The sequence below is a fragment of the Marinitoga sp. 1138 genome (assembly GCF_013363265.1).
Lineage (GTDB): Bacteria > Thermotogota > Thermotogae > Petrotogales > Petrotogaceae > Marinitoga > Marinitoga piezophila.
Window position 1 is genome coordinate 1 of the sequence record NZ_LBFA01000017.1, and the last position, 14,385, is coordinate 14,385.

General features: G+C 29.7%; 13 protein-coding genes. 7 read left to right on the forward strand and 6 right to left on the reverse strand.

Annotation, left to right across the window (positions count from 1 at the left end):
• Positions 1 to 262: 262 nt before the first annotated feature.
• The 6 genes from gatB to XO11_RS06175 are packed head-to-tail and all read right to left on the reverse strand — an operon-like array spanning position 263 to position 7,341.
• Positions 263 to 1,699: an Asp-tRNA(Asn)/Glu-tRNA(Gln) amidotransferase subunit GatB gene (gatB, locus tag XO11_RS06150; RefSeq protein WP_014296742.1), complete on the reverse strand. Its 1,437-nt coding sequence runs from the start codon at positions 1,697 to 1,699 to the stop codon at positions 263 to 265.
• Positions 1,696 to 3,042 (reverse strand): Asp-tRNA(Asn)/Glu-tRNA(Gln) amidotransferase subunit GatA, encoded by a 1,347-nt coding sequence (gene gatA, locus XO11_RS06155; RefSeq protein ID WP_075780594.1) that lies wholly within the window; start codon positions 3,040 to 3,042, stop codon positions 1,696 to 1,698. Before gatA ends, gatB begins: the two co-directional genes overlap by 4 nt.
• 24 nt (positions 3,043 to 3,066) lie before the next feature.
• Positions 3,067 to 4,122, reverse strand: coding sequence for an Rpn family recombination-promoting nuclease/putative transposase (locus XO11_RS06160; RefSeq protein ID WP_175418368.1), 1,056 nt, complete (start codon positions 4,120 to 4,122; stop codon positions 3,067 to 3,069).
• 29 nt (positions 4,123 to 4,151) lie between these two features.
• Positions 4,152 to 5,669 carry an HD domain-containing protein gene (locus XO11_RS06165; protein WP_075780596.1) on the reverse strand — a complete coding sequence of 506 codons (1,518 nt, stop codon included), beginning with the start codon at positions 5,667 to 5,669 and terminating at the stop codon, positions 4,152 to 4,154.
• A gap of 6 nt (positions 5,670 to 5,675) precedes the next feature.
• Positions 5,676 to 6,383, reverse strand: coding sequence for a rhomboid family intramembrane serine protease (locus XO11_RS06170; protein WP_075780597.1), 708 nt, complete (start codon positions 6,381 to 6,383; stop codon positions 5,676 to 5,678).
• 13 nt (positions 6,384 to 6,396) lie between these two features.
• Positions 6,397 to 7,341: an ROK family protein gene (locus XO11_RS06175; RefSeq protein WP_014296747.1), complete on the reverse strand. Its 945-nt coding sequence runs from the start codon at positions 7,339 to 7,341 to the stop codon at positions 6,397 to 6,399.
• Positions 7,342 to 7,460: 119 nt separating this feature from the next.
• Between XO11_RS06175 and ispD the strand changes: the two genes are divergently transcribed.
• The 7 genes from ispD to tmk are packed head-to-tail and all read left to right on the forward strand — an operon-like array spanning position 7,461 to position 13,946.
• Positions 7,461 to 8,156, forward strand: coding sequence for a 2-C-methyl-D-erythritol 4-phosphate cytidylyltransferase (gene ispD, locus XO11_RS06180; RefSeq protein ID WP_014296748.1), 696 nt, complete (start codon positions 7,461 to 7,463; stop codon positions 8,154 to 8,156).
• Entirely contained in the window at positions 8,149 to 9,003 is an 855-nt protein-coding gene (locus XO11_RS06185) for a deoxyribonuclease IV (RefSeq protein WP_014296749.1), read from the forward strand. The genes ispD and XO11_RS06185 overlap by 8 nt, the downstream gene beginning before the upstream one ends.
• A 16-nt stretch (positions 9,004 to 9,019) precedes the next feature.
• Positions 9,020 to 10,003 (forward strand): FtsH protease activity modulator HflK, encoded by a 984-nt coding sequence (gene hflK / locus XO11_RS06190; protein WP_014296750.1) that lies wholly within the window; start codon positions 9,020 to 9,022, stop codon positions 10,001 to 10,003.
• Positions 10,000 to 10,860, forward strand: coding sequence for a protease modulator HflC (gene hflC, locus XO11_RS06195; protein WP_014296751.1), 861 nt, complete (start codon positions 10,000 to 10,002; stop codon positions 10,858 to 10,860). The genes hflK and hflC overlap by 4 nt, the downstream gene beginning before the upstream one ends.
• Before the next feature lie 5 nt (positions 10,861 to 10,865).
• Positions 10,866 to 12,635, forward strand: a complete 1,770-nt coding sequence (locus XO11_RS06200; protein ID WP_175418369.1) for a hypothetical protein — start codon at positions 10,866 to 10,868, stop codon at positions 12,633 to 12,635.
• A gap of 35 nt (positions 12,636 to 12,670) precedes the next feature.
• A complete protein-coding gene (locus XO11_RS06205) occupies positions 12,671 to 13,318 on the forward strand; it encodes a tRNA1(Val) (adenine(37)-N6)-methyltransferase (RefSeq protein WP_217671869.1) in 648 nt (215 codons plus the stop codon).
• Positions 13,319 to 13,343: 25 nt separating this feature from the next.
• Positions 13,344 to 13,946, forward strand: coding sequence for a dTMP kinase (gene tmk, locus XO11_RS06210; protein WP_075780601.1), 603 nt, complete (start codon positions 13,344 to 13,346; stop codon positions 13,944 to 13,946).
• Positions 13,947 to 14,385: the final 439 nt, after the last annotated feature.

Here is a 14,385-nt window from a genome sequence, read left to right on the forward strand (position 1 = left end):
TCCATTTTCTTTTATATATTGTTTTATGAAATTCCTATCTACATTACCAAGAATCTGTTCATTTTCCTCTTTTCTTTTTCTCGGCATTACTATCCCCCCATGTAACCTTTTTTTCAAAATCCCCTTTCTCTTTCACCACACTCCTGGGCTTCCTTTTTTCACATATTCATTCTTTTTATTTTTCTATTTTTTTATTTACACACTTTTTATTATACTACCAAAATAAAATCACCACAGCATTTGCTGTGGTGATGATTAAAAGTTATTCTTCCAACATTTCTTTTACAAGTTTATTTGCTTTTTGTGGGTTTGCTTTTCCTTTTGTTTCTTTCATTAATTGTCCAACGAAGAAACCTAATAATTTTGTTTTTCCATTTTTGTATTGTTGAACCTGTTTTGGGTTGTTTTCGATGATTTTTTTGATTATTTCTTTTAATGTTTCGTCATCATCTATTTGTTCAAGTCCCTTTTCTTTTACTATATCTGCTGGTGATTTTCCTGTTTCAAATACGTCTATGAATATTTCTTTTGCTATTTTGGTTGATATTTTTCCGCTATCTATTAATTCTTCTAATTCTTTGAAGTGTTCTGGCGATACTTTTATGTCTTTTAATTCTATGTTGTTTTTGTTCATTTCTCTTAGAAGGTCTGTGATTATGAAATTACTTACAAATTGTGGATTTTTAACGAGTTTAGCACATTTTTCAAAGTAATCTGCAAGTTCTTTGTCTGATGCGAGAATTTCTGCATCGTATTCTTTTATTGTATATTCTTTTATAAATCTTTCTTTCTTTTCGTCTATCATTTCTGGCATTGTTTTTTTAACTTCTTCGATATCTTTTTCTGTAACTATTACAGGTGGAATATCCGGTTCAGGAAAGTATCTGTAATCTGCTTCTTCTTCTTTTGATCTCATTGAGAATGTGGAACGTGTTGCAAAGTTCCAACCTCTGGTTTCCATTGGTACGTTTTTTCCTTCTTCTAAATGCTGAATTATTCTTTCTCTTTCATATTCAAGCGCTTTTTCAACAAATTTAAATGAGTTGATATTTTTTACTTCAACACGATTACTCTGGAATCCTGTTTCTGTATTTGTTATTGATATGTTTGCGTCACATCTTAAAGCACCTTTTTCCATGTCTCCTGTTGAGATTTCTGCATATCTCAATATATTTCTGAGTTTTTCCATGAATAGTCTTGCTTCTTTTGGAGATTCTATATCTGGTTTTGTTACTATTTCTATAAGAGGAATTCCGCTTCTGTTGTAATCAACGAGACTGTATGATGCTGATTCAAGTTTTTCACCTTCATGGAACATTTTTCCTGAATCTTCTTCAAGATGCATTCTTTCTATTCTGATTTTTTTGCCTTCTATTTCTATGTATCCATCGTTTGCCAATGGATAGAAATATTGTGTAATCTGATAACCTTTAGGAAGGTCTGGATAGAAATAATTTTTTCTGTCAAATCTTGAGTATTCATTTATTTTTGCATTTAATGCTATTGCTGCTTTTATTCCTAATTTTAATGCTTCTTCGTTAAATACAGGAAGAGCACCTGGTTGTCCTGTACATACTGGACATATGTTTGTGTTTGGTTCGCTTTCAAATGCATTGGCGGAACATGAACAGAATGCTTTTGTTTTTGTTAGTAATTGTACGTGTATTTCAAGTCCTATTGTGGTTTTGTATTTGCTCATAATTGCACCTCCGGTAATTCAAGCCTGCCGAATATTTTTTCAAATTTATTTGCTATTTTTAGCATTTTGGCATCTTCTAATGGTTTTGATATTAGATGTATTCCAAATGGTAAATTGTCTATTAATCCTGAAGGAATGCTAATTGCAGGTGCTCCTATCATGTTTGCTGATATTGTAAATAAATCCATTAAATAGTATTCAAGTGGGGATTTTAATTCTCCAATTTTTGGTGGTAGCATCGTTGTTGTTGGGGTTAATACTGCATCGTATTTTTCAAATACTTTTTCAAAGTCATCGTTTAATAGTTTTCTTATTTTTGCTGCTTTTGAGAAGTATGCATCATAATATGCTGAGCTTAATGTAAATGCACCCATGAATATACGTCTTTTTACTTCTATTCCAAAACCTTTATCCCTTGTTTCCATGTATGTGTCTTTTAATGATTCTTTTTCTTCTCTTAATGCAAATCTCATTCCATCATATCTTGAAAGGTTTGAACTTGCTTCTGATGGTGCTATTATGTAATATATTGAAACGGTGTATTTTAAATGTGGAATTTCCACTTCTTCTATTTCGATACCATTTTCTTTTAATCTTTCTATGTTTTCTTTGAATTTTTCAAGTACTTTTGGGTCTATTCCTTCAACTTCAAATACTTCTTTTGGTATTGCTATTTTTATTTTTTCAGGTTCTTTTTCTATTTCTGAGGTTAAATCCCAATTTATATCCAGTGTTGTTGAATCTTTTTCATCTTTTCCTGACATTACTTCTACTACTGTTGCTGCATCTTTTACGTTTGTTGCAAGTACTCCAATTTGATCAAGAGATGAAGCAAATGCTGAAAGGCCATATCTTGATATTGCACCATAGGTTGGTTTATATCCAACAATTCCACAGAATGATGCTGGTTGTCTTACTGAACCTCCTGTGTCTGATCCTATTGCAAATGGTACTATTCCCGCAGCAACAACTGCTGCAGAACCTCCACTTGAACCTCCAGGAATTCTTTCAAGATCCCATGGATTTTTTACAGGTCCAAATGCTGAATTTTCATTTGAACCCCCCATTGCAAATTCATCGAGATTTGTTTTTCCAACGATTTTGAAACCTTCATTTAAGAGTTTTTGTATTGCTGTTGCGGTATATGTTGAATTATAGTTTTCAAGTATTTTTGATGCTGAGGTCATTTTTGTTCCTAATACTTGTATATTGTCTTTTACCATAAACGGTGTGTTGTGATATTTTCCTTCTTTGTTGCCTTCTATTTCTGTAAACTCTAACACTGCATTTATTTTTTCATTTATTTTTTTTGCTTTTTCTGCATCATATTTAAATTCTTTCATCGAAATCCTCCTTTTACATCTCTTTTAATTAAGCTTTTTCTGGATAATTTTTTCTATATCCTTTAGATCAAGCTCGAATATATTTTCTATTATATTTTCTATTGTTTTAGAATCTGATTTTTCGATTTTTGGTAATATTGGTTCCGTTTTATTACCGAATTTTTTCAATAATAATTTTTTAGCTATTTCTCTTCTTTCTTCTTCTTTTCCACGCTGCAATCCTTGTTGTAATCCTTGTTGTAATCCTTGCTGTAATCCCTCTTTTCTACCTTCTTCTAAACCTTCTATTTTAGCTTTTTCTTTACTTTCTTTTATTGCTTCCTCAACAGTTCTTACAAAATTTTCAAACATATAATTCACCTCCTTAATTTCCTCAAATTCTATATCCGTGTCTATTATCTTTTCTCGTTTTACCAATACTTTTATTATTCCGTTTATGTATTCACCAAACTTTTCTTTTTCATTTTCTGGTAGTTTTTCAAGTACTTCTTTTATTTCTTTTAAGGATTTTGATATTTCCTCTTTATCCAATTTTTCTACAGCTAATAATAAACTTAATGCATTTTTTGCTTTTAATAAGTCTTTTTCTTCTATTTGACTTAAATCTATTATTTCATATTTAAATTGTGGTACATATACGCTAAATTCTTCCCAGTTAATTATTTTTCTCATAAACCAATTTTCTGCTGTCCATCGTCTTTTTCCGTTATAGAATACTACTGGTATTATTGGCGGTAACTTGAAACTTTTCCTTTTAGATTGTTCTTTATTTTCGTTTATATATTTTTTCCATATTCTTACCATATATTCAAGTATTCTAAATTGCATTAAATAATCTACACTTGATTGATGTTCTATTATTAAATATAGAAATAATTCATTTTCTTCATATTTTATTTTAAATAATAAATCGCTTTCTCTATCTCCATACTTTAAATCTGTGAATTTTGTTTTTTCTATTGTTATGTTTTCAGGTTGTATGTCGTAATTTTTTAGCTTTTTTACAAATAGGTTTATAAATTCAACTAACATCTCTTTATCGGAAAATATCTCCTTAAATAGTTGATCATAATATCCCATTTGCATCCCCCTTACTTTATAACTTAATCTCACCACCTTGTGGTTAGGTTAATACCTCCAATTTTTGGTACTAAATCATATTTTCTTAATATTTCCCTTTTATCTTCTGTTAAATATATTCTCGATATCTGTATTAAATTGCTTTCCATAAACTTGTATGCAGGATATCTTTCGAATACTTCATCAAATCTAAGTATATCACCGTTATAATCAAGAATTGATACATCGCTTGAAAGGAATTCTTTTGGATGCATTAATGATAATTTATATGGCGTATCGATTATAAATAGATTTTCAAAGTTATCGAGTATATACGATAATTCCTGTTTGTCTTCTTTTGGAATATCTGTTTTTATTGTTTTTTCTATATTGGTTTTTAATTGTTTTAGCACATTTTCTGCAACGCTTACGCTTATTACTGAAGGATCTAATCCTGTTGTTGAAAATGGAATTTCTATTAATAACTTCCATAAATCCCTTGATTTTAATCTTTTTACCAGTTCATATGCTTTGGCAACTTTATCTGATTTTTGCATTAATTCAGGGCTTATGCTGAACAATTCATTGTTTTTCTTTTCGTATAATTCTTCATATACCATTTCTATTTCATTTATTATCCTCTGGTCTGTGAGCGATACAAATTTATCAAGGTCTTCTACTCTTGATTTTATATCAAGTATATCATCAGCTAATCGTAATATTTCCTGTATCATTTGATCTGCTGCTCTTGAGGTTTTATGGAAATATACATTTTTGTACATCATAAACCTTGCAAAAAGAACTGTGTAGATGTTGTCTATTATTTTTATGTTATAACACAATTTTTCTTTTCCATTTGAAGTTTTTATTGATGCATTTCTTATTATTCTGTCAAGGTCTCCAGTTCCAAAATCTCTTGTTCCTGCATAATATGAATCTCTTAAAACAAAATCCAGTCTATCTGCTCCTAAAGGTCCCTGAACAATGTTAAATTCTGGACTTCCACCTGTATTTTCTGCTTCAAATAATTCGTTTATCATATTCATTACTTCTTTTAATGCTTCTTTTATTTCTTTTTCATTATCTAAAATTTCTCTTTTTACAGTTAAAGATAAGTCTTTTAGAAAATCTTTTTTGGTTCTTGAATCGTTGAGCTTTTTATATACATTATATGCCTGCTCTATTAATTTTGTGTTTAATATCTTTTTTCTGTATTCATCATGACCATCATCTAATCCCATTCTTTTGTAAATTACGTCATCAAATTGATGACTGTATGGTCCGTGACCAAGGTCATGTACAAGACCTGCAAGTCTTATTATTCTTATTTTCTGGTGATTATCTTCAAATAATTTATTTGCATATAATCCTGCTATATGCATTACTCCTAACGAGTGAGAAAATCTTGTATGTGTTGCGCTTGGATATACATATTCAGCTCCTGCTAATTGACTTAAATATCTTAATCTCTGTACTAAAGGTGTATCAGCTATTACAATTTCAAGTGGATATAAGAATATTTCTGAATATATTGGATCTCTTGAAACTTTAAAATATAATTTTTCCATTTTTTATCACCCCAATATTAATTGTATATCAAAGAATATAAGCCATGCAAATGATATTAATATTAATGCAAGACTTATATACCCTGCTATTTTCCATATTTTATATGATGTATATGTATCTCTTACCGATGTTAACCAACCAAATGTAAATCCTACAAGCAATCCTCCAATATGCGCAAAATTGTTTATTCCAGATGATGTAAATCCAAGAAAAAGGTTTATTAAAATTACCGGTAATAATGCTGTTCCTGTCATTGGTTTAAGCATTGGTGGTGTATCATCTCTAAATCCTGCGCCAAATAATAACCCAATTAAACCAAAAATCGCTCCACTTGCACCTACAGAAAATGAATTTGGAATAAATATTTGTGTAAGTATTCCTCCACCTATTCCTGATGCAAGATATATTGTTAGAAACTTATATGGACCATATACTCTTTCTACTATATTTCCAAGATAATATAATGCGTATAGGTTGAAGGATATATGTAATATTCCACCATGAACAAATAAAGCTGTTATAAATCTAAAGTATTGATGATATATGGTTATTAATTTTCCATATTGTGCTCCAGCAACTATTAAAGTGTATGAATTTGAAAACGCGCCAAATCCTCCTCCAAATACAAACATTAAGACAAATACTACAATATTGAATGTAAAAATCTTTTGTGTTACATCTTTAAATCTGAAAATCCTTTTTATATAATCCATTTTTTACTCCTTTCTATCTTGTATGATACATTGCAGCTGCAGATGCACCAAGAATCCCCGCATCTTCAACTAATGCTGAAGGTAATATTTTAAATGTTCCTCTAAATGATGGCATTATATATAGACTTATTTTTTCTTCTATTGGTTTTATTAATGCATTTCCTGCTTTGCTCATTCCACCACCTATTACTATTAATTCTGGATTGAATATGTGAACATAATTTGCAATTGCTCTTGCCAAAGCATCTGTTACTTTTTCAACTACCAATTTTGCTACGTAATCTCCACTTTTTAATGCTTCAAAAACATGTTTTGATTCTATTTTATCTATTCCACCGGCAAGTTCAACTACTTTGTTTTCAGGTATTTTTACAGAGAATTCTTTTGCCCATCTTGCAGTATTTCTCGCTGAAGCTATTGCTTCTATACATCCTCTTGAACCACAACCACATAATGGTCCATCTGGATCAACTATTACATGTCCCAATTCTGCTCCTATACCATCTCTTCCTGTTATTAATATTCCATGAGAAACTACACCGCCACCAATACCTGTACCAAGAGTTAATGCTACAAAATGTTTCATCCCCTGAGCAGAACCAAAATACCATTCACCAAGAGTAAATGCATTTGCATCATTTTCCACGAATGTTGGAACTTTCACTTTCTCAGAAATATGATGTGCAAGTTCAAAATTGTTGAACGGAAGATTTGGTGAATATCTAACTATTCCGTGATCCCTATCAATTGAACCTGGTGAACCAATTCCTATTGCCTCTATTTTATTTTCTACACCTTCACTTACCATTTTTATTGTTTCAACTATATTTTCAACAACCTTTTCCTGTCCAAGATGTGCTTCTGTTGGTAATGCAACTTTTTTTATTATTCCTTTATCTTTTGAAACAAGTCCTGTTTTTATTTCTGTTCCCCCTAAATCCACTCCAACTATATACATATTTTCTCTCCCCTTTCAAAATTTTTTGATTCAAAATTCTACTGATATTGTATATTAATAATATTATAGTATAATTATATAATAAAGTGGATAAAATTGATTCGATAAGAGGTGATTTTATGAATATCGGCATTATTGTCGCTGCAGGAAAAGGTTCTCGAACAAATTTAACCTTTCCTAAACAATTTTACCAGATTTTAGGTAAAAGTTTGTTAAGAATTGCATTAGAAAAATATGAATATTCAGAATTAATAGACAAAATTATCGTTGTCGCAAATAAAGATTTTCTTGAAGAAACAAAAAAAGAATGTTATGAAATTAACAAAATTTATAGTATAATTAATGGTGGCGAGTCAAGGCAGGAATCTGTTTTTAATGCTTTAAAGTTTATATACAATGAATTTGAATATGATGCTAAAATCGTCTCTATACATGATGCAGCAAGACCATTTGTAAGTACAGAAAAAATAAATGAAAGTATTAGAATCGCTGAAAAATGTGGTTCTGCTGTTTTGGGATTACCTGAAAAAAACTCTGTTTCATATGTGTTAGACAATAATGTGGAAAAAATTCTCGATAGAAATGAAATATATATTCATCAAACACCTCAAACTTTTGATTTTAAGAAATTATATAAGGCATATACAAATTTTGAGAATGAATTAAAGGCTTTTACTGATGATGCAAGTATATTCCACAAAGCTGGAAATACTGTAAGAATAATTCCTGGTGAGGAATATAACATAAAAATAACAACTGAATTTGATATTAAATTTGCAAAATGGTTATTGAAAGAAGGTATAATTAATGGTTAAAATTGGAGCTCATATGAGTACTTCAAAAGGGTTTAGAAAAGTACCAGAAGATACAATAAATATTGGCGGAAATACATTTCAAATTTTTTCACACAGTCCAAGAACATGGAAGGTTAAACAACCTGATGAAAAAGATGTTGAAAAATTTAAATATGAAATGATTAAAAATAACATAGCATTTGAAGATGTTTTGGTTCATTCTGGATATTTAATCAATCTTGCTTCTCATAAGGATGAAAATTGGCAAAAATCTATTAATCTTATGATTGAAGAAATAAAGGTTACAGCAAAATTAGGAATTAAATATTTTAATGTTCATCCTGGTTCTCATCTTGGTAAAGGTGATGAATATGGTTATGATAGAATTGCAAAGGCTTTAGATATAATTTTCAATGAAGTAAAGGATCTTGATATTTATATACTTTTAGAAAATGTTGCAAAAAAAGGCGGAAATATTGGTTGGAAGATAGAACAATTGGGAGAAATTATTAATAGAACATCTTTTAAAGACAGAATTGGTATGACTTATGATACATGCCACGGTTTTGATTCTAATTATGATATTCGAAATAAAGACGGAGTAAGAGCTTTGTTAGATGAAATTGAAAAATATTTAGGTTTAGATAAACTAAAAATGATTCATTTAAATGATTCAAAATTTCCTTTAGGAGCTGGAAAGGATAGGCATGAATTTATTGGAAAAGGCGAAATTGGTATAGAAGGATTTAAAACGTTTTTCTCTTTTGAGGAAATTTTAAAAATTCCTATGCATTTAGAAACACCTGGCGATGATCAGGAACATGCTGAGGATATAATCACTGTTAGAAAAATTCTGGAAAACCTATAACGAGGGGAGTGGAAGGATGTCAGAAAACTTTGAAATTTTTGATGTTGAAGAAGAAAAGCCCAGAAAAAATAAGCATATTTTTAGAAAGATTATCTGGGCTGTTGTAATTTTATTGGTTTTAGCCTACGCAGGAACAAGCGTATATCAGGTTGGACCATCTGAAATGGGATTGGTACTTACTTTTGGTAAGTATACTTCAAGTACAGGGCCAGGGATTCACTGGCATTTGCCATATCCATTTCAAACACATAGAATTGTGGATGTAAGAACTTTGAAAAAGATTGAAATTGGTTTTAGGACTGTAAATTATCGTGGAAAGATTGAGTATCAACCTGTAGATGAAGAATCATTAATGATTACAGGTGATGAAAATATTGTAAATCTCGAAGCTGTTGTACAATACAGAATTGCTGATCCTGTAAAATTTGAATTCAGGATACTCAATGGATTTGAAATGGTAAAATTTGCTACAGAAAGTGTTTTAAGAGAAATGGTTGCTATTAATCCAATTGATAATGTTTTGACCACTGAAAGGGATAGAATTGCTATGGAAACTGCAGCAAAGGTACAGAAAATTCTTGATAGCTATGGTGCAGGTATAAAAATTGAAAATGTTTATCTTCAGGAAGTCAGTCCACCAGCTGAAGTTGTAAAGGCTTTTGATGATGTTAATAGCGCCAAACAGGATAAGGAAAAATTCATAAATGAAGCAAATAGATATGCAAATGACGTTATTCCAAAAGCTCAGGGTGAAGCTCAAAAGATTATGAGAGAAGCTGAAGCTTATGCATATGAAAAGGTTGCGCTTGCTACAGGTGAAGCTAAAAGGTTTAAGGCTATGCTAAAAGAATATGAGATGACAAAGGATATTACAAAGAAACGTATTATTTTTGAAGCTATTGAAGGTTTGCTTAAAAATTCAAAGGAAAAGATTATTGTTGATAGTTCTGAAACTTTAAAATTGCTTAATTTGCCAGAAATAGGTGGTGGTACAAAATGAAGCTCACCAAAAATAAAATAATTATAATTGTATTATTAATTTTAGTTGGCTGGTTGATTTTATCTTCTATGTTCATTGTTAACCAGGAACAACAGGCAGTAGTTTTAAGATTTGGTCAAATACGAAAAGTTGTAACGAAACCGGGAATTAATTTTAAAACACCATTTGTTGATAATGTGGTAAAATTTGAAAAAAGGTTAATGTTATATGATATTGAACCAGAAAGAATAATAACTGCAGATAAAAAGACTATAGTTGTTGATACATACGCAATCTGGAGAATTAATGATCCAAAAACATTTATGGAAAGTATGCGTTCTGTACAGCTTGCTTTGACAAGAATTGATGATGTTGTATATTCAAATGTCAGGGATTTAGTTGCCAAATATACTTTTGAAGAGGTTTTATCTAAAAAAAGAGAAGAAATGTTAAAAGAAATTACTGAAAGAAGCAGTCATAACCTTAAGGATTTTGGTATTGAAATTGTAGATGTTAGGGTTAAAAGAACTGATTTGCCACCAGATATTTCAAAAGCTGTATATAATAGAATGATGGCAGAAAGATATAGTATTGCTGCCCAAATAAGGGCTGAAGGTCAAAGAGAATCAGAAATTATAAAAGCTGAAGCTGATAAGAAAGTTAAGATTATTATTTCCGAAGCTAAGAAAAATGCCGAGGTTATAAAAGGTACTGCAGATGCAAGTGTAATTACAATATATGCTGATGCATATAATCAAAGTCCAGAATTCTTTGAATTAAGAAGATTAGCTGATATATATAATTCTTCTATGGACAATAATATATTATTATTATCACCAGATTCACCTATTTTAAAGTTCTTATATGAGGAGAAGTAATATTGATGAAAAAATTGTTAATACCTTTTTTGTTTTTAATATTGTTTATATTCATTTCATGTGATCAACAAAGCAAAATAAATATTACAATCGAAGGTGACATTGCGTCACCTTCTTTCCCTATTAAAATTCAAATTCCTCAAAGTTTAGATTATGAAGTAAAATTCTTCGAAGGAGAAAATGAAATTAAATATGAAAAAAATGGAAGCGAATATTATTTTAAAGATTTAAAAGAAGGAAAACATACATTAAGAATGGAAATTTACAAAAATAAAAATAAGGTTTCAGAAAGAACTTTTACATTTTATTATGATACAACAGCGCCAGAAATTGGATTTTTAAATGTTTATTTGAAATCTGGAGAATTAAATGTTACCGCTGCTTCTCCAGCTACTGATCTTTCAAGATTTATTTTAAAAGATGCAAGCAATACTTACAATTTTAATATAAATATAAAAATTCCTCTAAAAAAGGATATTGGAACTAAAAATTTTGAACTTTACGCAGTTGATAAATATGGAAATATTTCTAAAGAAAAGATAATAACCATTAATACCGGTGAAGATAAACCACCTAAAATTCTAAACGATACACTTAAAATTTCTGTATTTGGAGATACAAATATTAAACTTTTTGATGATTGGACAAAAGATGAGGATTTAAAGGTATTTTTAAAAACAAAAGATGGTATTTATTCAACATATACAATGAGCGAAATACTGGATGATACTACCGACGATGGAACATTGCTTGTTATTGATAATGGAAATAATATCACCACAAAGAAAATAAAAATAGAAGTGGAATATTCTATTCCATCTATGCCTTCAGGAAACCCAAAGTTAATTGATTATTCTGTTGATACATTTGGCTGGGATTATGAAACTGATATTGAATCATATATTGTGGAAACACCTTATGAATATGGTTGGAAAAAAGAAGTGGAAACAAAGGCGGCATATGCCAGACTTGAAAAAGCAAATGTTGCAATGATCAGGAAAAAAAGTAAATTTGGAACTTTAAGTTTTCCTTCACAACCTACAATTCGTTTTTCTGGAACTTTTGTTCATCTGGTGAGAAATATTCTTGAATCTTCAAATGAAAACCTTTATTTGCCACAGATTAATTCAGAATTTTTAATTGGTGGAGAAACTGTTTTAGGTAAAGATAGTGTTGTTATGGTTGAGTCTGGAAGTATTTTAAAATTTGTCTCTAATTCTAAATTAGTTATAAAAGGTGTTTTCTTTATTATGCCGGGACCTGGAAAATCCTTAATAAACGGTAATGGAGAAATAATAGTTGATGGTGGAATTTTTATTGCTTCTAAAACTATTTTTGATAAGGTTAAAATTATAGGTAAAAATGCAAAGCTCATATATCTTGAAGATTCTGAATTTCTGGAAAACTCAGATTTAATTTCTTCGAATGATTTTAGAATTTGTTTGTATAATACTATAGGATATAAAACCCAAATTAATTTATTCAATTCAGAGGAGATTTTTATAAAAGAAAGTACGTTTAAAAATATAGTTATGAATAATGTAAATATGCTCGAAAGTATTAAATCTGTTTTTGCTAATGTGGAAATAGAAAATCTTAGTAAAGCATATATTGATAATTCGAGCATTAATACAATGATTCAAAAGAATTTTTCCTGGTCAAAAATTGTAAATTCAAATATTAATGATTTGAATGTTGAAAATTATTCAAGAAGTGTAATTGATAATTCAAAGATTTTAAATATTATAAATAAAGGTAGTACGGTGATAAAATGATAAATTTTGATATAATAGAAGACATTTTTAGAAATTTGAAATTATGCTCACCAGGAAAATATCATTTACCAACACATGGTTCCACTTTTCTTGCTCAAATTTCAGATTTATTAAAAAATGAAAAAAATATAGTTGAGCTTGGTTCTGGAATTGGTAATGTTTCAATTGCTCTTGCAAAGATATATGAAGATATAAAAATTACCGGAATTGAAATTCAAAAAGAACCTTTTGAATGTTCATTAGAAAACATTAAATCAAATAATCTTTTAAATAGAGTTGATTTTATTAACGATGATATAAAAAATATAGAGAAATACTTTAAAAGGGAATCAATAGATTGCGTTATAACAAATCCACCACATTATTCTGATAAATCTTTGATAAGCCCATATGAGGATAGAAAAACTGCAAGAACATTTGATATAAACGACCTTGAAAAGTTTTTTTATGCAGCCAATTATTTATTAAAGAATAAGAAAAGAATGATTTTTGTTTATCATCCTGTTCATTTTGAAAGTTTTTTGAAACTTGCCTGGAAATATAAATTTTCACTGCAGGAAATGTTTTTAGGATATGGGAAAAAGAACGGTGAATGTCAATTAATAGGTGGAATTTTACGAAAAAATGGTGGCGAAAATCTAAAGATTCATCCACCTGTATTTTTTAAGAATTCTGGATTATAATGTGCTAAAGGAGGAAATATATTATATGCTTATAACTTTTGAAGGAATTGAAAGTTCTGGTAAATCTACTCTTTCAAAAAAATTAGTTGAATATTTTAAAATTAAGAATAAAGATGTTATCTGGAATAGAGAACCAGGTGGAACAGAACTTGGTGAGAAGATAAGGGAATTATTGCTGGGTGATTATAAAATATGTCACGTAAGTGAAGCTTTATTATTTGCTGCCAGTCGTGCTCAATTGATAGAGGAAATTATAAAACCTAATAAAGATAAGATTATTATTCTTGATAGATTTGTTGACTCTTCAATTGTTTATCAGGGATATGCAAGAGAGCTTGGTTGGAAAGAGGTTTTTGAGATTAATAAACATGCGTTAGATGGAATAATGCCAGATTTGACGATTGTTGTTGATGTGAATGTTGAAACGTCTTTTGAAAGGATGAAGAATAAAAATAAGGATAGAATTGAAAGTGAAGGAAGAGAATTTTTTGAAAAGGCAAGAGAAGGGTTTTTGAAGTTAAAAGAGTGGTTCCCTGAGAGGAATATTGAGTATATTAGCGGTGAAAATACGCTTGATGTTGAATATAATGAGCTTATTGCAATAATCAATAAATATGTAAATATCTAAAAAAAAAAGACTTTCAGGATTTTTCCTGAAAGTCTTTTTTTAGTGGAGATTCACGTTCATGTTAGTTCTTTTGTTTTCAAAAAGAAATAATAATATTCGTTCAGGCAGGTGAAATTTCTTATAATTGTGAAAAATAAAAACTTATTCAGACGACTCAAACGTTGATCCTCAAAAACTTTTTTCGAAAATAGAAATAATAATAATCGCTCAAACAGGTAGAAAATTCTAATCCTCAAAAATTCTCGTTCCCGCCGGTCGCTACAGACTCACATCCATGTTCGTCCTTTTTGTTGTAGATTGAAAAAATAAAAGTTCATTCATACGACTTGAGCACTAATCCTCAAAAACTGCTCATATTCGCGGGGTCGCTTAGATTCTGCATCCCTGCAGAAGCTGCGCTCAAAAAAACATCCTGTTTTTTTGACCCTCTCCATTCGCA